19 protein-coding genes are annotated in these 24,021 nt (G+C 46.1%); 6 read left to right on the top strand and 13 right to left on the bottom strand.

All coding sequences use genetic code 11. The annotated features are described in order from the left end of the window. The first annotated feature begins 81 nt into the window (after positions 1-81). Entirely contained in the window at positions 82-360 is a 279-nt protein-coding gene (locus tag QUA74_RS19515; protein ID WP_333332474.1) for a hypothetical protein, read from the top strand. Here QUA74_RS19515 and QUA74_RS19510 read toward each other — a convergent pair. Continuing rightward, positions 335-2,389, bottom strand: coding sequence for a serine/threonine-protein kinase (locus tag QUA74_RS19510; RefSeq protein WP_333332471.1), 2,055 nt, complete (start codon positions 2,387-2,389; stop codon positions 335-337). The genes QUA74_RS19515 and QUA74_RS19510 overlap by 26 nt on opposite strands. Positions 2,390-2,814: 425 nt before the next feature. Here QUA74_RS19510 and msrP point away from each other — a divergent pair, with 425 nt between their 5' ends. Both msrP and QUA74_RS19500 read left to right on the top strand, forming a co-directional pair. Then, on the top strand, positions 2,815-3,798 hold the full coding sequence (gene msrP, locus QUA74_RS19505; protein ID WP_333332468.1) for a protein-methionine-sulfoxide reductase catalytic subunit MsrP: 984 nt from the start codon (positions 2,815-2,817) through the stop codon (positions 3,796-3,798). 267 nt (positions 3,799-4,065) lie between these two features. Continuing rightward, on the top strand, positions 4,066-4,728 hold the full coding sequence (locus QUA74_RS19500) for a Uma2 family endonuclease (RefSeq protein WP_333332464.1): 663 nt from the start codon (positions 4,066-4,068) through the stop codon (positions 4,726-4,728). A gap of 109 nt (positions 4,729-4,837) precedes the next feature. On the opposite strand, the gene miaA is transcribed toward QUA74_RS19500, so the two are convergent. Continuing rightward, positions 4,838-5,740, bottom strand: coding sequence for a tRNA (adenosine(37)-N6)-dimethylallyltransferase MiaA (gene miaA / locus QUA74_RS19495; protein ID WP_333332461.1), 903 nt, complete (start codon positions 5,738-5,740; stop codon positions 4,838-4,840). Between the two features lie 257 nt (positions 5,741-5,997). Here miaA and gyrB point away from each other — a divergent pair, with 257 nt between their 5' ends. Both gyrB and QUA74_RS19485 read left to right on the top strand, forming a co-directional pair. Next, complete coding sequence (gene gyrB, locus QUA74_RS19490; RefSeq protein ID WP_333293594.1) at positions 5,998-7,938, top strand: DNA topoisomerase (ATP-hydrolyzing) subunit B; 1,941 nt, start codon at positions 5,998-6,000, stop codon at positions 7,936-7,938. Between the two features lie 248 nt (positions 7,939-8,186). Then, positions 8,187-8,903 carry a heme oxygenase (biliverdin-producing) gene (locus tag QUA74_RS19485; protein ID WP_333332458.1) on the top strand — a complete coding sequence of 239 codons (717 nt, stop codon included), beginning with the start codon at positions 8,187-8,189 and terminating at the stop codon, positions 8,901-8,903. On the opposite strand, the gene QUA74_RS19480 is transcribed toward QUA74_RS19485, so the two are convergent. From QUA74_RS19480 to mfd, 3 genes are all read right to left on the bottom strand, one after another. Next, positions 8,890-9,117, bottom strand: coding sequence for a hypothetical protein (locus QUA74_RS19480; RefSeq protein WP_333332456.1), 228 nt, complete (start codon positions 9,115-9,117; stop codon positions 8,890-8,892). The genes QUA74_RS19485 and QUA74_RS19480 overlap by 14 nt on opposite strands. A 112-nt stretch (positions 9,118-9,229) precedes the next feature. Further along, positions 9,230-9,889 carry an S-layer homology domain-containing protein gene (locus QUA74_RS19475; protein WP_333332561.1) on the bottom strand — a complete coding sequence of 220 codons (660 nt, stop codon included), beginning with the start codon at positions 9,887-9,889 and terminating at the stop codon, positions 9,230-9,232. Between the two features lie 126 nt (positions 9,890-10,015). Continuing rightward, the gene (gene mfd, locus QUA74_RS19470) at positions 10,016-13,573 is read right to left on the bottom strand and encodes a transcription-repair coupling factor (protein ID WP_333332453.1); all 3,558 of its coding nucleotides are present in this window, start codon (positions 13,571-13,573) and stop codon (positions 10,016-10,018) included. Positions 13,574-13,996: 423 nt separating this feature from the next. On the opposite strand from mfd, the gene QUA74_RS19465 reads away from it, so the two are divergent. Continuing rightward, positions 13,997-15,325 (top strand): hemolysin family protein, encoded by a 1,329-nt coding sequence (locus tag QUA74_RS19465; RefSeq protein ID WP_333332450.1) that lies wholly within the window; start codon positions 13,997-13,999, stop codon positions 15,323-15,325. Between the two features lie 67 nt (positions 15,326-15,392). Here QUA74_RS19465 and QUA74_RS19460 read toward each other — a convergent pair whose 3' ends face one another. The 8 genes from QUA74_RS19460 to QUA74_RS19425 all read right to left on the bottom strand — a co-directional run bounded on the left by QUA74_RS19460 (position 15,393) and on the right by QUA74_RS19425 (position 23,688). Continuing rightward, complete coding sequence (locus tag QUA74_RS19460; RefSeq protein WP_333332447.1) at positions 15,393-16,727, bottom strand: hypothetical protein; 1,335 nt, start codon at positions 16,725-16,727, stop codon at positions 15,393-15,395. A 6-nt stretch (positions 16,728-16,733) separates the two neighbouring features. Then, a complete protein-coding gene (locus tag QUA74_RS19455; protein ID WP_333332444.1) occupies positions 16,734-18,059 on the bottom strand; it encodes a hypothetical protein in 1,326 nt (441 codons plus the stop codon). 13 nt (positions 18,060-18,072) lie between these two features. After that, positions 18,073-19,305: an SGNH/GDSL hydrolase family protein gene (locus QUA74_RS19450; protein ID WP_333332441.1), complete on the bottom strand. Its 1,233-nt coding sequence runs from the start codon at positions 19,303-19,305 to the stop codon at positions 18,073-18,075. A 4-nt stretch (positions 19,306-19,309) separates the two neighbouring features. Continuing rightward, a complete protein-coding gene (locus tag QUA74_RS19445) occupies positions 19,310-19,474 on the bottom strand; it encodes a DUF5989 family protein (protein WP_333127910.1) in 165 nt (54 codons plus the stop codon). Then, positions 19,475-19,882, bottom strand: a complete 408-nt coding sequence (locus QUA74_RS19440) for an SxtJ family membrane protein (RefSeq protein ID WP_333332438.1) — start codon at positions 19,880-19,882, stop codon at positions 19,475-19,477. It abuts the gene before it with no gap. 92 nt (positions 19,883-19,974) lie between these two features. Continuing rightward, complete coding sequence (locus QUA74_RS19435) at positions 19,975-21,951, bottom strand: carbamoyltransferase (RefSeq protein ID WP_333332436.1); 1,977 nt, start codon at positions 21,949-21,951, stop codon at positions 19,975-19,977. 168 nt (positions 21,952-22,119) lie between these two features. After that, positions 22,120-22,605, bottom strand: a complete 486-nt coding sequence (locus tag QUA74_RS19430) for a hypothetical protein (protein ID WP_333332433.1) — start codon at positions 22,603-22,605, stop codon at positions 22,120-22,122. Between the two features lie 162 nt (positions 22,606-22,767). Then, the gene (locus QUA74_RS19425) at positions 22,768-23,688 is read right to left on the bottom strand and encodes an NAD(+) kinase (protein WP_333332430.1); all 921 of its coding nucleotides are present in this window, start codon (positions 23,686-23,688) and stop codon (positions 22,768-22,770) included. Between the last annotated feature and the right edge of the window lie 333 nt (positions 23,689-24,021).

The following is a 24,021-nucleotide window of genomic DNA, read 5'->3' as shown; positions in this document are numbered from 1 at the left end:
AGTTAGCAACCGCGATTTATCAGAAGATTCTGACTGTTTGAGATTTGAGATTTATTTCTGTACCAACACTTCGGACAGTTTTTGATTACCAACCGTAGAATAGGGGTTTTAGGGAACCCCTATCAAAGCCAGCAAAGTCCTGGACGCACTCTTGACGCTCTGAAACCCGGTTGCTCAGTAGATTTCTCGTTCTTGTTACTAAAAATCCTAGGAACCGGGTTTCTAACACCCCATTCGTCAGCATTGAAACTGTCGGAAGTGTTGATAGATAAATTAGCTAAATGTTCGATCGCCCTAGCTGTTCAAAAATTAATTGAACGGGCGATCGAAAAAATTAAGGAGACAGTCGCCACACCTTAATCGTGTCGTCAAAACTGCCACTGATCAGAGTTTTGTCTTGAGGATTAAAAGCCAATTCCACCCAAGTAGAATGACCCTTCAGCGTGCCCGCGATATCGCCGGAACTCATGCGCCACAGCTTGATAGTCCCGCTCAAATCGGCGCTGGCGAGTTTGTCTCCGTCGGGACTGAAAGCCAAGGACTTAACCTTGTCGGAATGGCCGATCAAAGTCCGTAGCAGAGAACCGTTGGCCTGCCGGAACTGATTATTTGTGCTGATATCCCACAACTTCACCGTCTTGTCCCAACTGCCACTGGCGAGAGTTTGACCGTCCGGGCTGATGGCCAGAGACCAAACCCCCTCGGAATGACCCCAAAGAGTTTCTTTCAATTCCCCAGTCTGCCAGTTCCACAGGTTGATCTTACCGTCGCTGCTGCCGATCGCCAAAGTTTCTCGATCGGGACTGAAAGCCACCGACTGCACCTCATCAAAAACCCGCTTAAGAGTTTCCAACTCGGCCCCGCCTTGGACTTCCCACAGCTTCAAAGTTTTGTCCTTACCAACACTGGCCACGGTCTGGCTGTCAGGACTGAAAACCACCGAGAACACGCCGTCTGTGTGTCCGTCCAAAGTCCGAATTAACTTGCCCGAATAGAAATTCCACAATTTAATCGTACCGTCAGCGCTGCCGCTGGCGATCGTCCTGCCGTCGGGACTGACAGCCACCGACCACACCGGCCCCAAATGTCCTGTTAAAACCTTGAGCAGCTTGCCGTGACGCTTGTGCAGCAGGTGAATTGTACCGTCGTTATTCCCGCTGACTATCACGCGGCCCTGGGGAGCAACTGCAACCGCCCAAACCGGGTTTTTGTGTTGATCCGCCAGAGTGCGTACTGCCGGCCCGGACTGCGACTCACCACCACTGCTGAAATCCTGCATGGGGGGCGGATTGAACCGAATTTCAGGAATGGTAGAAACAGGCTCAGAAGAAGTGAAAGCCTGCGGTTCTGGAGATGGCAAGCGAGAACCCAGCACGACGGACAGCAGGGCAACCGTCGCTCCTCCCCACATGGCCAAAGTCCACTTGGGTTTGCTGAGAATCACGTCTACCGGTGCCGGGCCGTATTTCATGTCTGTGAGAATTGCCTCGGTTGAGCGATAGCGTTTTGATGGTTCTCGCTGCACCATTTTATCCAGAATGCGGCCGAGTCGCCCCGAAACCGGTACTTTCAAATAATGCCTCCAGGCCCAACTTTCGGCTTTGATGTCAAACAAATCAAAGGGCGACATTCCCGTTAACAAGTGAATGCAAGTGACGCCCAAACTGTAGATGTCGCTGCTTTTAATCGCTTGGCCTTTAATTTGTTCCGGGGCCGCGTATTCCGCAGAACCTGTCACCGTTTTTGTTTTCAGCGGCCCGCTGTTTGCCGGAATTGCCGCCCCGAAATCGACTAAAACTAGCCCGGCACTTTCCTGGGATAGGGGATGTAGATCCTCTTTCCCTGCCAACGCTGGGGATGCTTGGGGAGTTTTGCGGTGAATAATATTGGACGGTTTGATATCTCCGTGAATCAGTTGATTTTCGTGAACAAATTGCAGGACTGGCAACAATTCGCTCAGCAGATACCAAATTTGAATTTCTTTAACAACACCTTTTTCTGAAAGCCGATCGGCTAAATTACGGCCTTCGATGTATTCTTGCACTAAATACTGGCAGCCTTCGACTTCAAAAGATGCCAGCAGTTTCGGTATTTGGGGATGTTTGCCCAACTCGTCGAGAACTGAGGCAGAGCCGCCAAATGCCCGGTTTTGGTGTGTGCCACCGTCTGCGGCGGCTGCTGAGCCGCAGAACTGTTGAATGACGCAACGGGGGTGCGAAGGTTGGTCTTCATCGACTGCTAAGAAGGTGCGGCAAGTGAGACTTTGACCGAGGGTGTGAAAGACTCGGTAGCGGCCTTTTAGCAGCAAGTTCGACTCGCAACTTTTGCATACTGTCGCGCGATCTAGATTTTGGGGATTCTGGGAATTAGGATTGGTGCAGTAACTCATTTGTCTTTCCGCTGGAGACCCCCGTCCGACATACTAGAGGAGTGGGGGAGGAAAGCGGGGCGGTGCGTGCCGCTTCCTGTGGACAAATTAAATAATTGGAATCTTTGCTTGATCATAATTGTTTCCCAGATTTTCGCCACAATTGCACGCGGGCGATCGCACGTAAATTATTGCTGACTTTCCTGCGAGCGAGGTTTAATAGGTCCAGCGATTGCTGGCTTGTTCAAGTGATCGGTGGGGTTGGGTGTTACGCAATTACGTTATACTGTCATTGCGAATACTTTCATGGTCGCAAAGTAAAGTAATCGCGAAGCATTGCCTCAAATCCGCGATCGTCTGTTCTCTCTAGTCAATCTAAAATCGGTTGACTGATTAAAATTTTGGCAAAATTTGCCCAACTAACTACTAACTTTTAACTATTACTTATGCCGTTAATTCGCGTACCCAAATCTTGGGAAATTCTCAACCCACAAATTACTCCAGAAACAGCCTTTCTCAACCGCCGCCGCTTCATGACAAATTTAATTGGTGCTGGCGTGACTGCTTCGCTGCTACCACTGACCGGCTGCCAAAGCAATAGTAGCTCAAAAACTGCTCTAGAGCAAAGCTCAACCCAAGCATATTCGGGATTGAGCCGGAATCCGGCCTTTGCGAAAGTCGATCGGGCAATTACCGACGAAGCCTTAGCTACAAAATACAACAATTTTTACGAATACGGCGGCACAAAATCTATTTGGCAAGCCGCTCAAGCTTTGCCAACAGAAAACTGGAAAGTAGAAGTAGGCGGTTTAGTAAAAAATCCCCGCACTTATGATATTGACGACCTCTACAAAAAATTTCCTATCGAAGAACGAGTTTATCGATTTCGCTGTGTAGAAGCGTGGGCGATGGTAGTTCCTTGGGTCGGATTTCCCATGAAATTACTGATGGCTGATGTCGAACCGCAATCGAAAGCTAAATTCGTTCGCTTTACCTCATTTTACGACCCCAAAATTACTCCCGGCCCCGGTTTGATGTCGCAATTTTATCCTTGGCCTTATACCGAAGGTCTGCGAATTGAAGAAATGGCCAACGATTTAGCATTTTTTGCCACAGGCTTGTATGGCCGAAAACTACCCAAACAAAATGGTGCGCCGCTGCGGCAAGTGATTCCTTGGAAATACGGTTTTAAGGGCGCAAAGTCTATCGTCAAAATTGAATTTGTCGAACAGCAGCCCGCCACTTTTTGGAATACAATCGGCGCCAACGAATACGCTTTTGAAGCAAATGTCGAACCCGACAAGCCGCACCCCAGATGGTCGCAGGCCAGCGAACGCATAGTCGGTCCCGGTAACAGTTGGTCGTGGGAAACTCGTCCAACTTTGCCCTATAACGGTTACGGCGAATATGTGGCGAGTTTGTACAGTTAATTAACTACGCGAGATGTAATTTGAGGAACAGGCTTTTCGGCTTGTTCCTCAAATTATTAATTTCTCTGTTTTCTCTTTCTCTGCGCCCTCTGCGTTCTCTGCGGTTAATTAAAAAAAATCTTTTTTGTTGGCTCAATAAAAATGAAAGACAGGACACGGCACTGCCGTGTCCCTACGCAATACCTGCAATATGTTTGTAAATTTATCCTTAAATTTGAAGTCGAGCGACTACAATAAAAATTGATGAAGCTACCAAGGAATTGTTAAATGGTAACAACAACATCAACTCCCGTAGAGCAGCAAACTACCCCCGAAAACCGAGTTATTTTAAAAGGTGTCAGTTGGTCAACTTTTAAAGCATTGCTGGCAGATGTTGGGGACGATAGAGCTTGGAGAATTGCTTACGATGGAGGACTATTAGAAATCAGGATGCCACATCTAGAACATGAAGTCCCGAAAGGACTGATAGAAAGCTTTATTGAAGCTACAGCAGACGAGCTAGAAATCGAAGTGATGAAAGCTGGTTCTCTGACTCTGGAACGGGAAGATTTAACTCGTGCTGTCGAACCTGATACTTGTTTCTACATTCAAAATGAAGCCAGCGTCAGAGGTAAAAGAGATATCAACCTCCCAGAGGATTTGCCGCCCGATTTAGCAATAGAGTCGGATTACACGAATTCTTCTGTTAATAAAGATTCCATATATGCTGCTCTTGGTGTTCCCGAACTGTGGAGGTATCGCCGGGAATCTCTGCAAGTTTATCAACTTGTAGATGGGAAATATGAAATGTGCGATCGCAGTTTAGCTTTTCCGTTTTTACCCGTTGCCGAAATTCCCGGTTTCATCGAACAAAGCAGAACAATCGGACAGCGTGCTGCTGTGCCTTTGTTTCGCGAAAGAATTAGAGAGATTTTGCCTAGTCAAAGTTAACGCAAAAATCCGACTTCCTTTAGTTGAAGAACTAGCAAGTCCATTTAACTTACATGAACGTTCATCAGCGTTCATCGGCGGTTTAAAAAAAATTAATTTCGATATAAAATCACTTGAGAAATTCCTGCACTCTCTGCCAAACTCTTTCTAGCAAATCTGGTGCGCTAACATCAAACCATTCAATTTCAGGATAAGCTCGAAACCAAGTTCGCTGTCTCTTCGCAAATTGCCGCGTGTGCAAAATTGTTAATTCTTTGGCTTCTTCAAGCTTAATGTCGCCCGCCAAATATTGTTTCATTTCCTGGTATCCCAGCGTGTTCAACAGTGGCAACTCGCAGCCGTATTTTTTACACAAATATTCTACTTCAGCAATCCAACCGCGCTCTAGCATTTGTTCGGTGCGCTGTTTGATCCGATCGACCAAAACATCGATCTCGCAATCCAACCCAATTTGTAAAATAGGATAATTGGGAGGATTTTCGCCCTGCTGCTCGGAAATAGAGCGACCGGTGACATAAAATACTTCCAGTGCCCTCAAAGTTCTTACTGGGTCATTGATGTGAATTTTCTCAGCGGCAGAGCGATCGACCTGCTGCAACATCGCGTAACATTGAGATTGTCCGAGTTCCGCAAGTTGTGATCGCAATTCGGGCATCGGTGCTACCCTCGGAATTTTTAAACCGCGCACGATCGATTTAATATATAAGCCCGTCCCTCCCACCAACAACAGGGGGGGAGAAACAGGAAAATCCACAGCAGCAATTAATTTTTGAGCTTGTTGCTGGTAATCTGCGACTGTCAGCGTTTCCGTCGGATCGCAAATGTCAATTAAGTGATGCGGTACACAGGTGCGATCGACCGCCGTCGGTTTTGCGGTTCCGATGTCAAATTCGCGGTACACTTGACGGGAGTCCGCACTCAGGATCGAGGATTGTAGTCGCCCCGCCAAAGCCAAAGCCACTCCAGACTTCCCCGTCGCCGTCGCCCCGCAAATCGTAATTAATCTAGGCATAAGCTGTCGCACGTTTCCCTATAAAAACTCTCAAATTCTCTCCTCTCCATGCTTTCCCGTCTCTCCTACACTGATTCACCGCGCTACGCCTGGGGAGTCGCTAAGTAATCTCAAAACTATTCCCCTCCCTCCCCCTAATAAATTTCCCTTCAGAAAGCCCTAGCATCGCGTTTAACGGTTTTGTGCTATAATTTTAGGAGTTTTCCCATATTAGAAGCTTTTGGGGCTTTAGGCCTCATTATTGGAGCTATTTTTGTATGACCAGCAGCTACAGCGCCGACCAGATTCAAGTTCTCGAAGGTCTCGAAGCAGTCCGTAAACGACCGGGGATGTACATCGGTACTACCGGCCCGCGAGGACTCCACCATCTAGTTTACGAGGTTGTGGACAATTCCATTGATGAGGCGCTGGCTGGCCACTGCACTCACATCGAGATTGACATCAACGCCGACGGTTCCGTTACCGTGACAGACGACGGCCGGGGTATTCCGACCGGCATCGTTGCCAAGACTGGCAAATCGGGAATAGAAACAGTAATGACTGTACTTCACGCCGGCGGTAAATTTGGCGGTGGTGGCTACAAGGTTTCTGGAGGATTGCACGGTGTAGGTATTTCTGTTGTTAACGCGCTGTCCGAGTGGGTAGAAGTGACAGTTTGGCGCGACCAAAAAGAACATTTACAGCGCTACGAAAGAGGCAATCCAGTTACTGAACTTACTGCCAAGCCCAACAAAGGCACTCGCACCGGTACTTCAGTTTCTTTTTTGCCAGATACTCAAATATTTAGCACTGGCATTGAATTTGATTACACTATACTCGCCGGGCGCTTGCGAGAATTGGGTTACTTGAATGCGGGCGTGAGAATTACGTTTAGCGACCACCGTTTGGAACTGCTTAAAAGTAGCGAACCTCGCATCGAAACATACTGTTATGAGGGCGGAATCAAGGAATATATCGCCTACATGAACCGCGACAAGCAGCCTCTGCACGAAGAAGTGATCTACGTGCAAGGAGAACGCAACAACGTGCAGATAGAAGTGGCTTTGCAGTGGTGCGTCGATGCTTTTAGCGACAACGTTCTAGGTTTTGCTAACAACATTCGGACGATCGACGGTGGCACGCACTTAGAAGGTTTGAAGGCTGTTTTGACGCGGACGATGAATTCGATCGCCCGCAAGCGCAACAAAATCAAAGAAAACGAGCCCAACCTCGCCGGCGAAAACGTTCGCGAAGGTTTGACAGCAGTGATTTCTGTCAAAGTCCCAGATCCGGAATTTGAAGGTCAAACTAAAACCAAGCTAGGCAATACAGAAGTTCGGGGAATTGTCGATTCCTTGGTAGGCGAAGTATTGACAGAATATTTGGAGTTTCGCCCCCAAGTAGCTGACGCTATTTTGGAAAAAGCAATTCAAGCATTTAAGGCCGCTGAAGCCGCCCGCCGTGCCCGCGATTTAGTGCGCCGAAAATCAGTCTTAGAATCGTCTCCTTTGCCTGGAAAATTAGCGGACTGTAGTTCCAGAGACCCTGCCCTGTCTGAGATCTACCTGGTGGAGGGGGATTCTGCGGGCGGATCGGCAAAACAAGGGCGCGATCGCCAATTCCAAGCAATCCTGCCTTTGCGCGGTAAAATTCTCAACATTGAGAAAACCGACGATGCCAAAATCTACAAAAATAACGAAATTCAGTCGTTAATTACAGCCCTGGGTTTGGGCATCAAAGGCGAAGAATTCGATCCGGGTCAATTGCGGTATCACCACATCGTAATTATGACGGACGCTGACGTAGATGGTGCTCACATCCGCACGCTGTTGCTGACTTTCTTCTACCGCTATCAGCGCGCACTTGTAGACCAAGGTTACATCTATATTGCTTGTCCTCCTCTCTATAAAGTGGAACGGGGACGCAATCATTACTACTGTTACAGCGATCGCGAAATGAACAATCTCATCCGCAATGAATTTCCGGCGAATGCTAACTACACCATTCAGCGGTTCAAAGGTTTGGGTGAAATGATGCCGACACAGTTGTGGGATACGACGATGAACCCAGAAACTCGCACGCTGAAACGAGTGGAGATTGAAGACGCTGCTGAGGCCGATCGCATCTTTACGATCTTAATGGGCGATCGTGTCGCCCCCCGCCGCGAATTCATCGAAACCTACGGCCCCAAACTCAACCTCCTCGACTTGGACATCTAACTTAATCATTAGTCATTTGTCGTTAGCTAACAGCTAATGGCTGAGGGCTAATGACTAAACTTTTGCGGCCCTGATGCCTTCTGCCCTTTCGGGCGATCGGGCATCAGGGTCGTTTGATTTCTCTAGGTTTTGTTATAAAAATTAATACAATCTCTCATCAAATCGATCTAAGGTAAATGCTTAGGTAAATTTTAGATTTTTGGCGCATCCATCAACTACCACAAAAATAGAAGGTTGGACAATATAGCATGAGCATCAATTTAGCGACCAAATTGCGTGAGGGAACGAAAAAGTCCCACACAATGGCAGAAAACGTCGGTTTTGTCAAGTGTTTTTTAAAAGGCGTTGTAGAAAAAACTTCTTACCGGAAGTTAGTAGGAAACCTCTACTTTGTCTACTCGGCAATCGAAGAGGAAATGGAACGCCAAAAGCAGCATCCGGTTGTTTCAAAAATTTACTTTTCTGAGTTGAATCGCAAACAAAGCTTAGAGCAAGATTTATTTTACTACTACGGTGCGAATTGGCGCGAACAAGTAGCTCCGTCAGCCGCCGCTAAAGCTTATGTGCAGCGGATTCACGAGATTTCGGCGACCGCACCGGAACTGTTAGTAGCTCACTCTTACACTCGCTACTTGGGCGATTTATCCGGCGGACAAATCCTGAAGGGAATTGCCCAGCGCGGAATGAATCTTTCCGAGGGAGAAGGCACTGCTTTCTATGAATTCCAGGATATTCCTGATGAAAAAGAGTTCAAAGCTAACTACCGTCAGGCAATGAATGAACTGCCGATTGACGAAGCCACAGCAGAGCGAATTGTTGGCGAAGCTAATGCAGCTTTTGGCATGAACATGAAGATGTTCATGGAATTAGAAGGCAATTTGATTAAAGCTGTTGGTCAGATGCTTTTCAATACCCTGACGCGGAAGCGCGGCGGCGCCAGTACCGAATTGGCTACTGCTGATTGAGCCAACACCCATTGGCAATAATTTGAGCCTCGTTTAAGAGGAAAACTTTAAATCCTGGGGGTTTGATGGCTGCTTTGACAGTCACCAAAGCTCCGGGATTTTGCATGGCGGGCGATCGACTTTTTCTAGAATAAGGAAGAAGGAAGAGGGAAGAAGGAAGAGGGAAGAAGGAAGAAGGAATTAAGAACGTCGTAAACGTCAAGACGGTTCCCACAACTTACAACTAAGCTGGTGTGCATTTAATTTTCACAATCCTGTTTATTGAAACTCTTGTGGGGTGGGCATCCTGCCCGCCCCAAAAATTTAATTTAAATGCAGAACAATTATCACCTTCCCATGCCGCGATCGGGAGGCTCATCGTCCGGGACAGGCAAAGAACTGGGCCTTACTTGCCGCTCCAAATACTTGCTCAAAGCGTAAGCGATATCCCCACGAGTCATCGGCTTCAAAGGATTAATTTTATTAGTTCCGAAATCAACATTAACAAACCCTTCATAAAGTGCAGTAGCCAAAGACTTTCTAGCCCAATTAGGGATTTCCCCTGCATCTGGATACTTAGCTAAAATCTCGGAAATGCTGGGATCGGGGAACTGAAAAACCCCGTAAGCTTGAGCAAAAATCGCCAAAGCTTCAGCGCGAGTCACCCTTTGATTCGGAAAAAACATTCCGTCACGATATCCACTCATCGTTCCCGTTTTCAAAACAGTTTGAATAGCACTGTAAGCCCAGTAACTCTTCGGTACGTCCGGCAATTCAATATCCGGTTTTTGAGCGGTTTTCCGGCGTTCCAAACCAAAAGTTTTCACTAAAATCATCGCCAAATCTGCGCGACTGACAAGGCCCTCAGCATTAAAATTGCCACTGGCATCTTTATTCATCAATCCTGCACTCACAACCCTATCGATCGGGTCAATTATTTGTTGAGATTGAACCGCCATTGGCACTCCTTGCACTAGCGCGATCGCCAAAAAAATACTCACTAACATTTTCACGATTTTAATCCTTTCTGTCGCTAAAACCATCATGAAAACAGCAGTAATATTTTTTATGGTTCCATCGGTATTATTCTGTGGTTTCGGCGGTGCGCGAGATTTGGGGACTATATATTAAAATCAAACATTTGCTTCCGGCAAAGCGCCCTGCATTTTACCCAGCCAATCAATCAAATTATCTAATTGCTTTTGGGCCGTCAAAACCGCCATACCTCGAATAGTAACCTTCCCCTTGCTGTAGACAAAACGAGAGCGCAAATGTTCCGGCAAATTAGCCTTGAGCAAATTCCAAGCAGGCTCTTCCATCGCAGTTTCCAAAACTATGTTCTGCTTATTCTCCGGTTTGATCCGAGAAAAACCGATTTTTTTAGCAATTTGTTTGAGTTCGACCACACGGATAAGTTGCTGGGCTGGAAGAGGAATTGGCCCATAACGATCGCACCAATCAGCCTGAATCTGCTGTAATTCTTCAGGGGTATTAGCAGAAGCCACAGACCGGTAAGCGCTCATCTTTTGATCCAAATCTGCGATGTAATCTGCAGGAATAAACGCCGTCAAAGTGAGGTCAATTTGCGCGTCCTCAACTTTCGGAATTTCCTGACCCTTAATTTCCCGAATAGCCTCCTCTAACATTTCAGCATACAAATCAAAACCGATCGCCTCCATTTGACCAGATTGTTCAGTACCCAAAACATCACCCGAACCGCGAATTTCCATATCTCGGACAGCCAACTGATAGCCCGAACCCAACTGCGCGAACTCTTGAATTGCCCGCAGCCTCTGCCTTGCAGCATCAGACAGCTTGTTCTGCTTCGGATAAAACAGCCAAGCATGAGCTTGAATCCCCGCGCGTCCCACCCGTCCCCGCAACTGGTAAAGCTGACCCAAACCAAACTTCTGCGCGTCTTCAATTAAAATGGTATTGACTCGCGGAATATCCAAACCCGACTCAATAATCGTCGTGCACACCAAAATATCGAAATCTGCCGCGCTGAAAGTCAGCATGATGGATTCTAGTTCCGACGCCTCCATTTGACCGTGGGCGATCGCAATTCTGGCAGACGGAACCATCTCCTGCAACTGAGCGGCCAACTCATCAATCCCCTCAATCCGCGGCACCACGTAAAAAACCTGACCGCCCCTGTCCAATTCTTGACGAATTGCCGATCGCACCACTTCGGGGTTATAGGGAGCCAAATGCGTCTGAATCGGGCGCCTGCTGGGAGGCGGAGTCGCAATCAAACTCATCTCGCGAATCCCCGACAGCGACATATACAAAGTCCGGGGAATCGGCGTTGCTGTCAGAGTCAGCACATCTACTTCAGTTTTCAAAGCTTTAATCGCTTCCTTTTGCTTGACCCCAAACCGCTGTTCTTCGTCCACCACCAACAAGCCTAAATCCCGAAATTTAATCGCTTTGCTCAAAACAGATTGAGTACCGACAATCACGTCTAACTCCCCAGTTGCCAAACGCTTGTGAATCTCCCGGCGTTCGGTTTCTGTGCGAAAGCGATTGAGCAAACCAACTTCGATCGGATAAGGAGAAAAACGCTCCGAGAGCGTGTGATAGTGCTGTTGGGTTAAAATCGTCGTCGGTGCGAGCAAAGCCACCTGCTTGCCCGCTGTAACCGCCTTAAAAATAGCTCTCAGAGCGACTTCTGTCTTGCCAAAACCGACATCGCCGCAGACCAGGCGATCCATCGGTCGATCGCCCTCCATGTCGCGTTTCACATCCTGAGTTGCCTTCAACTGATCCGGCGTTGGTTGGTAAGGAAAAGAATCCTCTAATTCTTGTTGCCAAGGCATATCGGGAGGAAAAGCATAACCTACTTGCTTAGCTCTTTTAGCATAAAGATTCAGCAAATCCACTGCCAATTTTTTAACAGCTTTGCGAACTTTTGTTTTAGTTTTTTCCCAAGTTTGACCGGTCAGTTTGTTGAGATCGGGTACTTTATCGCCCACAGTCCGAAACCTCGACAAAGCCCCCAACTGGTCTGCCGCCACCCTGAGAGTACCGTCAGCGTATTGAAGTACCAAATATTCGCGAGTTTCGCGATCGATCGTCAAACGTTCCAACTTGATAAATTTGCCCACTCCGTGCTGGCGGTGAACCACATAATCACCTGGGCTTAATTTATTCGGGTCTACTTGCTTAGAAGCAGCACGACGGCGCTTGCGGACGTAGCTAAAAGTAGCCAAAGAATGCTGACCGTAAAATTCCCGATCGGTAATTAACACAATCCGAAAAGTCGGCAGAATAAACCCTTCCAATTCGGCCAGTCCGCTGTACTTCAAAGCCACCGGAATGTGCTGCAATTGCAACTTGTCGATCGCCAAATAATCGCGCGGATTCACCACAAACTGAGCCGGACAGTCGTGTTCCGACAGCAGAGAAACCGAGCGGCTGGGTTGAGCAGAAACCAGGAAAATAGTAAAACCCCGATCGCGCTCTTCCCTGAGCATTTGAGACAGCTTCGCAAATTGGTGAGGCATCACCGGCACAGGTCGAGAAGCCAAATTAATCGCAGACGGTAGCTGGTCGCCATCCCCAGAGCTTTGAGATTTTTTAGTAGTAGAATCTTCTGCTAATTCTGAAAGTTCTAGCCGATCGAAAGCTGCGACATCTGCCATAGATTCAGCAAAGGTGCGGTGAATTTTCGGAACTTTCAAATTAGAAATTGGCAAATTTTCTGTTCCCGCCTCCGCAACTTCCGATTCGCGATTACAATTATTCCACTGTTCCTGTGCATTCTCAAACCAGCGGTCGCTGTGAGCTTCGCACCCTTGCGGTTCGTCAACAACAACTAAAGTATTTTCTGGCAAATAATCCAACAAAGATGCGGGTTTTTCAAACGCTAAACCCAACAGTCGGCGGACAAATTTTTCGGTTTCATTTTCTGTGTCAACAGAGCCTAAGTGGTTAATTTCGTCAAGCTTCTTTTCGGCTAAAACTGCTTTAATAATGGCGTTAAAATTAGTAGGAGTTAATATTAACCGATCTACCTTATCGAGCGATCGCTGCGAAGACGGGTCAAACTCCCGAATTTGCTCCAAATCATCCCCAAACCACTCCAGCCGCACCGGCAACTCCGCCGCTACCGGAAACACATCGACAATATCGCCCCGGCGGCTCCACTGGCCCTCCATTTCCACCAGAGTCACCCGATCGTACCCCATCGATACCAGTTGACGATCCAGTATCTTCGAGTCTTGAACCGCACCTCGCTTCAGCGTCAGACAATAGGGTTTAAAAGCAGCAGGCGGCGGCAAGTGAGACTGCAGAGCTCTTTCGGTAGCTACAATCGCGATCGGCTTAGAATTAGCGTTTGTTTCTTGTTTTTCGACCAAATCCGCCAGCACCTGCATTTGCCCCCACGTCATTTCGTTCTCGTCGGAGTAAGATAGCTCGTAGGGTGAAGCCTCCGAAGTCGGGTAAAAATGTACGGTTTGCCAGCCCATCGCCTCTAAAGAGGCAACCCAGCGGCCGGCTTCTTCTAAAGTAGCCGTTACTGCCAATAAGTTTCGCCCCTCTTGCTGTGCGAGGGCGGAAGCTACCAAAGCTTTAGGCAAACGGGCGATGCCGGAGAGTTGCACGTAGCGATGGCGCTTGAGCTTGTTGAGGAGTTCTGTTGCTAGGGGCGATCGCCCTAGGGTACGAATTATTGAAGAGAAAGTCATGCGCTTTTAATTTTAATCCCCGATCGGCGAAGGCTCTTTCCCTTTGCCTGTTAAGGAGATTGTACGACAAACATCCATGATTGTGGCGATCTGCTGTTGACGCCTTGGAACTTAACTGGGGATAGATTTCTCCTTTAATATCTCGATCCTGCGATCGCGATCGAGCCAGTTCCGTTAATCTAGTGACAGGTTTAGAAAAAATTTCGATTTTGCGATCGAGATTCGCAGCTTCCAGACCTCTCCTGTGACTGCACCCAAAGACGGATACCAGCCCCCGACTCAAGTTGTGAAGATCGAAGAATTTTAGACATTAGGGAAATCCCCCAGATACTGGCTGCGGAGTCAATCTAAAATCTAAAATCTAAAATCTAAAATCGACTAACCGGGCAGAGCGCTTCGCCGTTACTACCGAAAATTTTAGAAATGTCCCCAAGTACCGATATTCTGATTGTTCTCCTGCTAATTTTCCTCAATGGCTTGTTTGTGATGTCAGAGATGGCCATCATCTCTGTACGGAAGGTGAGACTGCAACAGATGGCCAACCAAGGTTCAGCCAATGCCCGCGTAGCCTTGGATCTGGCTAATGCTCCCAATCAGTTCTTGCCGACAGTTCAAATCGGGATTACGATGCTGGCCATTCTGTCGGGCGCTTTCGGAGAAACGACGATTTCTAGAAGAGTAGAGCCTGTGTTGCGCCTGATTCCTGCCCTCGCGCCCTATTCTCAGACGATCGCCTCAGTAGTAGCAGTTTTAACCATCACTTATCTGACCTTAATTATCGGCGAACTCGTGCCGAAGCGGCTAGCGCTCAACAACCCGGAGCCGATCGCTTCTAGCGTAGCAATTCCCATGCGAATGCTCTCAAAAATTGGCGCTCCTGCGGTTTATCTGTTAAGTCATTCCACTGACTTAGTGATGCGGCTGATGAGGATAGCCCCCTCGACAGAACCGCAAGTTACAGAAGAGGAAATTAAAGTTTTAATCGAGCAAGGCACCGAAGCCGGAACCTTTGAAGAAGCCGAACAAGACATGGTAGAAAGAGTGTTTCGTTTGGGCGATCGGCGAGTCAGCGCCTTAATGACCCCGCGTCCCGATCTTACCTGGCTCGATCTAGATGATTCAGTGGAAGAAAACCGCCAAAAAATGCTCGGCAGTGGTCATTCTCGGTTTCCGGTGTGTCAGGGAGGGCTCGACAACGTTGTCGGTTTAGTACACGTTACTGATATGCTGTCTCGGACTTTAACTGGTCAACCCCTGGACTTAAGCGCTTCTTTACGACGACCGTTATTTGTACCGGAAAGCACGCGGGGTTTAAAAGTATTAGAACTTTTCAAACAATCTAGCAATCAAATTGCCTTGGTAGTAGATGAATACGGCGTAATTCAAGGATTGGTTACAGTCAACGACATTTTAGTCGAACTCGTTGGCGACTTTCCCTCAATAGAAGATGCTGACGAGCCGGAAGCCGTGCAGCGCGAAGACGGTTCTTGGCTGTTAGACGGAATGCTAGCAGTCGAAGATTTTTTTGAGCTGTTTGGAATCGAAGAGTCAGCAGAACACAAAGGAAGTTACCACACAATGGGCGGCTTTGTGATTACTAATTTGGGCAAAATTCCCACAGCAGCCGAGCATTTTGAGTGGAACGGTTTGCGCGTGGAAGTAGTCGATATGGACGGCAACCGAGTTGATAAAATCTTGGTAATGCCGATCGACTCAGCGGGCGATCGACATAGAACCCAACCAAAAACCTAAAATTTAAACTCAGCGGTAAGGTGCGCTAGGCGCACCCTACATCCACCATTCAGCGGATATTTCAGACCTACTTCTTTTTGCTTCTAGCCTCATCTTTCCGCAAAGATTCCAGAATAGAACGACCTACATAATTGCTGAAAACCACCTCTCCAGCTTGATTGTAGTGGCAGCAGCTATCTACATAAACAGCCTCTTTAGTCTTGTCAAAAACATTGACAGCATTCACTAGAGTGATATTATTTTTTTCCAAATTCGGAAACTTTTTGAAAAGAGCCGGATATCCAATTTGCACAGATTTAGCATAAGGAGTCTCCTTGTTAAAAGCAATCTGCTTTTCGGCTTCACCAAACACCCTTTTCGTCTGATAATATTGATTAGGCTGAAGAACATGAAAATAAGGTACATTACTAGCAGACAGAACTTTGTGCATAAAAATTGAACTTTTCACCCAATTCTGGGCCATTTGTTCAAAAGCTAATGAATCCTGTAAAACCGACTTATTAGTATTGATGTAAATAACGCTGCCAGTGTCATCTTTTTTTTGTTTATTCCGTTCTTTTTCAAACTTAATGACATCGGTTTTATAGTTATTAACTAGATTTTGAACGTAAACCGAAGTCAAAGCATCGCACGCAGCGAAAGAACAGTTTTGCAAACTTGACAAACCCTGATTAATCCTAGCTTTATTTTCTTTAATTCTGATAGTTGCTTTCATCGCTTTTGTAGAAAGGCTATTATTCGCCAAGCTAGTCAGCGGCAAAATATGCTGAATACTTGGCATCGCCAAATCGACTTGATTTTTATTGTTTAAGTTAGAAAGTGCTACTTCATTAAAACCATCTATATTGACGACTAGATCCAGTTCTTGCCCTAAAGCCAAAAAATAGTTTAAAATTAATAATTGCTGGGGTTGTTTGTAGCCTCCCGTAGCAAAAGACAAAATTACAAATTCTTTATCTTTCAAACCGGGAACCTGCTTGAGGTATTGAGGTAAAATTTTGTTTTGAACTTCAAATACTGCATAATTAGAAGCCACAGAACCGCCAAAAACTCCGACAACAAATTGATTTTTCTTGGTTTTTTTCAAAGGGTAATCGTAAGGAGAGATAAATCCGTAATTGTTAACTTTAAAACCAGGGCGAAAATCGGGGCCTGGTTGTTGAATAAAGCCCAAAAAAGGATGAAACCTTTCAACAATAGACTGATTCAGCCGCACTCCTTCTAAGTTAATTCCTAAATCCGACTTATTTTGCACCTTTTCTCTAGTATAGAAAAATTGCTTATGCTTGACAAAATACCATCCCAAGGAACCGAGTTCGAGGAAAACCAGTAAAAGCACTAAATTAATCAAAGTTATCTTGAGAAATTCTTGTCCTTTTTTGAGGGATTTAAAATTTTTCATAAACCTCTATTTCGACTCTCTTACTACTTTAATAATGGAACTAGAAACATAGTTAGCTAATACTTCCTCTCCCACTGAATTATAGTGGCAACAGGCATCTTTGTAAACAGTTTCTTTTGTATTGTCTAAAATATTCACTGCGCTAAAAATATTAACCCCAGCTTTTTGCAAATCATCGACTTTGGACAACAATACCGGATAACCTTTTTTCACCCCTTCAATGTAAGGACTCTTCGGGTCGATCGCGATTTCGTTTTCCTTGGCGGTAAAGGCTCGCTTGGTGGGATAATACTGGTTGGGCTGGATAAAGTGAAAATATTTTATCTTTCTACTTGATAAAATTTGATTCATGCCGATCGACGATTCGTACCACATCGATGCCATTTTGTCAAAAGCAACGGTATCCTGCAAAACAGAGTCAGCTTTGGGAATGTATACTATACCGCTATTTGCCGTGTCTGGGTTTGATGGTTTGACTTGCGAATCGTACTTGACAACTGCTTGCTGGTAATTGTTGACTAATTGTTTCACCTGTAGCGAGGTAACAGCGTGACACAAAGCAAGTTGACAAATTTGCAATTTGTCAATACCTGCTTTCAATTGTTTTTTGTTTTCGTTAATTTTCACGATCGAGCTCATCGCTTCCGGTGACAAGTTGTTGTTGGCTAAACCAGTCAGAGGCTGTATGTGCTGAACGCTGGGCATTCCTATTTCTACTTGGGCTTTGTTATTTAAATTTGACAGTGCTACTTCGTTAAAACCGTCAATATTGATGACTACATCTAACTCTTGACCCAAAGCCAGAAAGTAATTTAAAATTAATAATTGTTGGGGTTGTTTGTAGCCGCCGTTGCCAAAATTTAAAACAATAATTTCTTTGTTGACAAATTCTGGATAACTCTTCAATTTGTTAGACAATCTGCGATTTACGTATTCATCAACTGCAAAGTTATTCGCAACTGAACCGCCAAAAAGTCCGATAATAAGTTGATTTTTATTAGTTTTAATAAAGGGATATTCGTATAGGGAAAAAAAGCCGTGTTTGTTGACTTTTAACTTTAATTTTTCATTGGTGAAGGCACCTTGTTTGAGTACATAGCCAAAAAGTGGGTGCAGTCTTTCTACGATAGATTCATCAAGCCTAATGCCGATCCTTTCAATATCTTCTACTACTTTTTCTTTGGCTTTAGTTCGGGTATAAAAAAACTGCTTTTGGTTGATAAAATAAAAAGCTAGCGACAAAGCTTCCAGACAAATAAAGGCGGTCGCCAAATTAACCGCGATTATAATTAATATGTTTTTGCCTTTTTTCAAAGCCGTTGAATCTTTCATGAAATTTGACTGATTACGGTTGTTTTTTGGGGACTTGAGACTGCTTCAAATTTTCGCACAAATTTCGGTTAATCAGGATACTAGCCAGCCGATGCCCGAGTTCATTCCAGTGACCCCCACAGGGTACAGAATTCTCAAAACCGTGGGCGCAGACTTGATATTTTTCAGTGTAACCTTGGATCTGTTCCGATAAATTCAGTACCCGAAAACCCTCGCGCGCGCCCAAATTTTCCAGCCGCCTATCGGGATAAAATAAATCCTGAATGTTGTTCTTTCTCATAAAATTTTTTCGCCTCTGGGCTTCCGGTCGAACTTGCATCGGATCGCCGATCGTCACAACCAAGAAATCAGCATTTTTGTGCACAACTTCATTCCGCATCGTCACAATCAAACCCTCTGTCACCCTCCAAGCTTCTTGCCAAGCTGCATCCTGAGGTTCCTTGAGGTTCAGGGTACTTAAAGTGGTAAAGTGTCCCGATAACTCCCGCTTTTTCCGCTCTAAGTCTACCTTTTTAATGACCTGCAGAATGCGCGAATTGTTGACGATCAGACTGGGCATTCGGTCTACAAAGGAAACTGCTCTTTCGTTGCGGTCAATGGGCGCCAGATTGCGAAAAGACATATCCGGTACTAACTTGCCGCTAGCATCATAAGCAAAAAATGGTCGGTAGCGATCGTATTCCAATTGCGGCGAATTGTTAATTATATCATTACCAATAAAAAAAGCAAGAATTACAATATCAGGACTGTAATCCCACACTTTTTTTCGCAGCATTATCAATTGTTGAGCAGTACCGTAGCCCTGCACCCCGAAATTCATGACCTCAACATTTTTGCGTCCCTTAACAGCTTCGCAGTTGCCTAACTTTCGTTCCAATTTCGACCAGAAAGTTTGTTCGACAGGTACGTGAATTGCTTCGGTGAAAGAATCACCCAAAACCGCAACCCGCAAAGTATTTGGAGGTTTGGCTTTTGTATGTTCACGATCGCGCAAACCCTCGCTATTCACCTGCACAAAACTTGCACCTTCCCCATTCCACTCCCCCGACGCACCCGGTTTCAGTTTCCAGCCCAAATTTGGATCGGAAGTGTGAAAACGAGTTGGCGCCGAGTCTACGAAATCTCCTATTTTTGGATAGCCCTCAACTTTAGCAACTCGCAATCCAATTTCACCAATTACCACCCCCATCAATAAACCGCCGAGTGTCAAACCCAAATTGACACCCAAATTTTTCAACTTGCTCATTATTTCAAAACAGCGTGTAAATAAATGGAGCAATCACAGAACCCTGACTCAATACAATCAAAGCTCCCAAAAAGACTAAAGTCACAATTAACGGCAACAGCCAATACTTTTGGCGTTCTTTCATAAACGCCCACAAATCTTTGATAAAATCTAAAGTTGCTTCAAACACTTAAAAAGGACGCTCCATACTAACTTTGGTTCTTTCTTTACTTTGGACGCGGTAAGTATCCATTTTCGGATTCAATTTTCGTCGCATTGCATCTTCGCCGAAAATCTTTTTGAGCACTCCCATCGGCCAAATTATAAGGTAAAAAACTATCCCTAAGACGATCGGCGTTTCGATCTTATTAAGAATAAGTCCAAACCGCATCCACGCGTGATAAACGGGATTCAGCGATTTCGGCGCAACCAATCCTAGCACGATTAGGACTGCGCCGATTGCCCAGGGCCACCAAGGTAGAGAATGCCGCCGCAGTAAAGGTACTGCTAAACCGAACAGCACTGCAATCAAGCCGCCAATTAGCAGCCCGAAATCGCGCAAGCCTTTTTTGTCGAGTTTTTTAATTTCGTCGCTCATTAGAAATTGGGAATTGGGAATTGGGAATTGGGAATTGGGAATTGGGAATTAGTTATTCGTTCCACTAATAACTAATAACTAATAACTAATGACTAATCTAGTTCAAATTCATTTTTCCAAGCATCATCTTGTTTCCAAGGAATTTGTTCGGACTTGGGAAGCAAGTAATTTTCCAAAACCAGATAGTCCATTTCGGTTCGCATGAAACAGCGGTAAGCATCTTCTGGAGTGCAAACAATGGGTTCGCCTCGGACGTTGAAAGAAGTATTTACCACAATAGAACAGCCCGATCGCTCTTCAAAATGGCTGATTAAGTCATAGTACCGAGGATTGGTTTCTTTGTGAACAGTTTGGATGCGAGCCGAGTAATCGACGTGGGTAACAGACGGAATTTCGGAACGCGGAATGTTGAGCTTTTCAATGCCAAACAACTGCTCTTGTTCGGGAGTCATCGGAATGCGGAGACTGGATTTGACAGGTGCTACCAATAGCATATAAGGGCTGGAATGGTCAATCTCGAAATAATCCGCAACTCGCTCTGCTAAGATTGACGGCGCAAAAGGTCGAAATGATTCCCGATATTTAATTTTCAGGTTCATCACGGACTGCATTTTAGCACTGCGGGGATCGCCAATGATCGATCGACCGCCCAGAGCCCGCGGCCCAAATTCCATCCGCCCCTGGAACCATCCCACCACATTTCCCTGTTCCAAAATCTCAGCCAACTGCGGCATTAATTCGGCATCGTCCAATCGGTGATAGCTGGCTTTGACTGCATCCAAATATTCGAGAATTTCTGCGTCAGTAAACCTCGGGCCCAAATAAGAGCCACGCATTTGATCGTGACAAGTTAAATGAGCAACAGACTTCGCCACAGTTGCCACCGCTGGGTTTGCAGTGAGAACTTCAGTCCTCTCCTCAACCGCTGCATTTGCAGTGACAAGTTCAGTTTTGAGGGATTCTATACTATTTGGTATCGAGTTCGCGCTCACAGTGCGAGTTTGTTCGCAATATTGGTACCAAATCGCCAAAGCCGCGCCCAAAGCACCGCCAGCATCTCCCGCCGCCGGCTGAATCCAAATATCTTTGAAAATACCTTCCCGCAAGAGTCTACCGTTAGCAACACAGTTGAGAGCAACGCCGCCGGCCATACAAAGATAATCGACATCCAATTCTTTTTTAACTGTTCTGCAAAGTCGCAAAACAACTTCTTCGGTAACAACTTGAATGGAAGCTGCAATGTCCATTTCCCGCTGTGTCAATTTTCCTTCAGCTTGACGGGGTGGCCCTTCAAAAAGTTCGTCAAACTTCTTGTTTGTCATGGTTAAGCCAACTGTATAGTTGAAATAATCCATGTTCAAACGAAAAGTTCCGTCATCTTTGAGGTCGATTAAATAGTTGAGAATCTTGTCTACATACTTGGGTTCGCCATAAGGTGCTAAACCCATGAGTTTGTATTCACCAGAGTTGACTTTGAAGCCGGTGTAATAGGTGAAAGCTGAATAAAGCAAACCCAAGGAGTGGGGAAAATCGATTTCCCACTGAGGTGTCAGTTGGTTCCCGTCTCCCAACCAAACTGAGGTTGTGGCCCACTCGCCCACGCCGTCTAGGCACAAAACGGCGGCTTTTTCAAAGGGGCTGGGAAAAAATGCCGATGCTGCGTGCGATTGGTGGTGTTCGGTAAATAGCAGAGATGGCAGTTTATTCGTTTTGCAGTTTGCTATTGCTGCCAGATCTCTTTTGAGCATGGTTTTGAGGTAAAGCTTTTCTTTGAGCCATATCGGCATGGCAGTTAGGAAAGAGCGAAAACCTTGGGGTGCGTAGGCTAAATAGGTTTCGAGAAGGCGCTCGAATTTGACTAAAGGTTTGTCGTAAAAGACTATTCTATCGACTTCCCGCAAATCTATTTGCGCTTCTTTCAGGCAATAAGCGATCGCATTCTTAGGGAATCTGGCGTCATGCTTTTTGCGGGAAAATCTTTCTTCCTGCGCTGCTGCTATAATTTCTCCGTCGCGAATTAAGGCTGCGGCGCTGTCGTGATAGTACGCCGAGATTCCAAGTATGTTCATCGCTCTCCTCACAAATCGCAATGCGTTTGCTTTTGACTATTTAGAATAGCTAACGATTATAGCTGCTTAAGTGCGGATTTGGGCGAGAGTTTTGCGATCGCCTCTAATTTTACCTGGATCGATGTCGGTGCGCCGTCCTGGGGCGATCGGGTTTTTGAGAGCATCAAGCTAGCGTCGGCCAATCCTGCGCCCCCAAGCTCTGAAGTAAGTTGCCACCGGGAATTGATAAAATTCACCTACCAACCACAGCACAATGCCTAAATGGGACAAAAAAGCTAAACCTGTCCAAGCTGCGGGCAGCCACGACAAGCGGCTGCCGGGAACCGGGGGAAAATAGTAAGCTGAAAGTCCCAGCAAGGTAGTGGGAAGGAAAATTAGACCAATAGCCGCGGCAAAGTATGGCCATCCGAATTCTACGCCTTCGAGGTGGGCTCCTATCCACTGTTTGCCGTTCCAGTGCCAAGTTACGGGCGGTTGGCGATCTGCCATTTGGAGCGATTGTCTTTCAACGCTTGCGGTATAAATGTGCTGGCAGAAGTTGCAAGCTAGGGCGTCCATCAGCGCTAGGGTGGAAATTTGGCCGGTGCGGCACACGGGACAGGGATATGTATCTTGAGGGTTGAAAGGTCGGGTTGATTTTTTGGAAATCTGCATGGATCAGGCTGTTTGTCAAGATGATTGAGAGATCTTAACAAAGTACAGAGATTATGGGTTGGCTGATGGCGGTTTTTGTATCTAGATTGTTGGTGATTTAACAGGTTTTTTCACGCTTACCTGCTCCACGGGTTAATGCCGTTTCATGGTGGATGATTCGGATTAATTGCGGTGATTGTTGCTGTAGCGAATTCTGGCTCCTGCCCAGTGAAGTTTTTCCCTCAAAGTGTTGTAATAAGAATAGTTTTCCCGCAAAATGATAAACTTGGCTTCGCAGTCTGCCCTCCGCACGTCTACGCGCTGTCCTGGCCAAATTGCAGTACCCAAAATGCCGTCTGTCCAGAGTTTGGTACTGAGTTCGTAATCTGCTAAAGGCCAAATGCTGACGACTGAACCGGGCGGGAGGACGATCGCCCGACTGGATAAACTCAAAGGGCAAATCGGAGTAACTGCGATCGCGTCCATGCCGGGATGAATAATCGGCCCGTTGGCAGATGCGGTGTAGCAAGTCGAACCTGTGGGAGTTGCCACAATTAAACCATCGCCTTGATATTGATCGACTACTTCGCCGTCAACTTCCATTTCTAGAATACAGCTCGGCATTCGATCGGCTGAAGCAGGTTTGACACACATTTCATTTAGTGCCAAAAATCGATCGCTTTCCGGTTCAAGATTAGTTCTGTTTCCCTCAAAAATCGCCGCCTGCAACATCATCCGCTTCTGTACGGCATACTTGTCTTCCGAAAGTCTGTCCCAAATCTCCTCAGTATTTTGGAAATCCTCAAAAGACTCGCTTAAAAAACCCAGATGTCCGCCCACATTCGCTGCCAAAATCGGGATGCCGTCAGCCGCCAAATTCCGCGCAGCAGCTAGGGCCGTACCGTCGCCGCCGAGCACTACCGCTAAATCAATTGGGCTGTTACTAGAAGCTAAAAACACTGGATACGGGTTATCTTTCGGCCCACTCGGCCCCATTAAAACGTGACACCCTCGACTTTCTAATTGGCGGGCACACTGTTCTGCCCACCGCTGGCTGAGGGTATCTCTGGCTTTGTGGGCGATAATTACTTGTTTTAGTTGCACAACCTATCGATTTTAGATTTTAGATTTTGGATTTTAGATTATTAGACATCTCCCATAATTCTTGTAAAGCAGGCATCCTGCCTGTTCAAAACCTGCTTTTTAGGAGATGTCTATTAGATTTTAGACTGAATCGCCACGAGCGGGACGATCGCACTGTACTCGGAAAAATATTATGCCGATGCCACAGGAAATCTCCCCTCGGAGACTATCCCTCTGGTTTATACCAGTTCCAAAAAGTAATGCAATTGTTGGAAAACTCCCAACCCTTATCTCATCAGACATCTCCAATAATTATTGTGGAACAGGCATCTTGCCTGTTCTTGACAGGCTTTT

The organism is Microcoleus sp. LAD1_D3 (assembly GCF_036702135.1).
Lineage (GTDB): Bacteria > Cyanobacteriota > Cyanobacteriia > Cyanobacteriales > Microcoleaceae > Microcoleus.
The sequence above is the reverse complement of the archived record's forward strand: the minus strand, read 5'-3'. Positions and strand labels throughout refer to the sequence as shown.

Bases quoted from the DNA above. Each gene is read 5' to 3' on its own strand.
- QUA74_RS19510 (WP_333332471.1), bottom strand. From the start codon at position 2,389: ATGAGTTACTGCACCAATCCTAATTCCCAGAATCCCCAAAATCTAGAT.
- msrP (WP_333332468.1), top strand. From the start codon at position 2,815: ATGCCGTTAATTCGCGTACCCAAATCTTGGGAAATTCTCAACCCACAA.
- QUA74_RS19500 (WP_333332464.1), top strand. From the start codon at position 4,066: ATGGTAACAACAACATCAACTCCCGTAGAGCAGCAAACTACCCCCGAA.
- miaA (WP_333332461.1), bottom strand. From the start codon at position 5,740: ATGCCTAGATTAATTACGATTTGCGGGGCGACGGCGACGGGGAAGTCT.
- gyrB (WP_333293594.1), top strand. From the start codon at position 5,998: ATGACCAGCAGCTACAGCGCCGACCAGATTCAAGTTCTCGAAGGTCTC.
- QUA74_RS19485 (WP_333332458.1), top strand. From the start codon at position 8,187: ATGAGCATCAATTTAGCGACCAAATTGCGTGAGGGAACGAAAAAGTCC.
- QUA74_RS19475 (WP_333332561.1), bottom strand. From the start codon at position 9,889: ATGTTAGTGAGTATTTTTTTGGCGATCGCGCTAGTGCAAGGAGTGCCA.
- mfd (WP_333332453.1), bottom strand. From the start codon at position 13,573: ATGACTTTCTCTTCAATAATTCGTACCCTAGGGCGATCGCCCCTAGCA.
- QUA74_RS19465 (WP_333332450.1), top strand. From the start codon at position 13,997: ATGTCCCCAAGTACCGATATTCTGATTGTTCTCCTGCTAATTTTCCTC.
- QUA74_RS19460 (WP_333332447.1), bottom strand. From the start codon at position 16,727: ATGAAAAATTTTAAATCCCTCAAAAAAGGACAAGAATTTCTCAAGATA.
- QUA74_RS19455 (WP_333332444.1), bottom strand. From the start codon at position 18,059: ATGAAAGATTCAACGGCTTTGAAAAAAGGCAAAAACATATTAATTATA.
- QUA74_RS19450 (WP_333332441.1), bottom strand. From the start codon at position 19,305: ATGAGCAAGTTGAAAAATTTGGGTGTCAATTTGGGTTTGACACTCGGC.
- QUA74_RS19440 (WP_333332438.1), bottom strand. From the start codon at position 19,882: ATGAGCGACGAAATTAAAAAACTCGACAAAAAAGGCTTGCGCGATTTC.
- QUA74_RS19435 (WP_333332436.1), bottom strand. From the start codon at position 21,951: ATGAACATACTTGGAATCTCGGCGTACTATCACGACAGCGCCGCAGCC.
- QUA74_RS19430 (WP_333332433.1), bottom strand. From the start codon at position 22,605: ATGCAGATTTCCAAAAAATCAACCCGACCTTTCAACCCTCAAGATACA.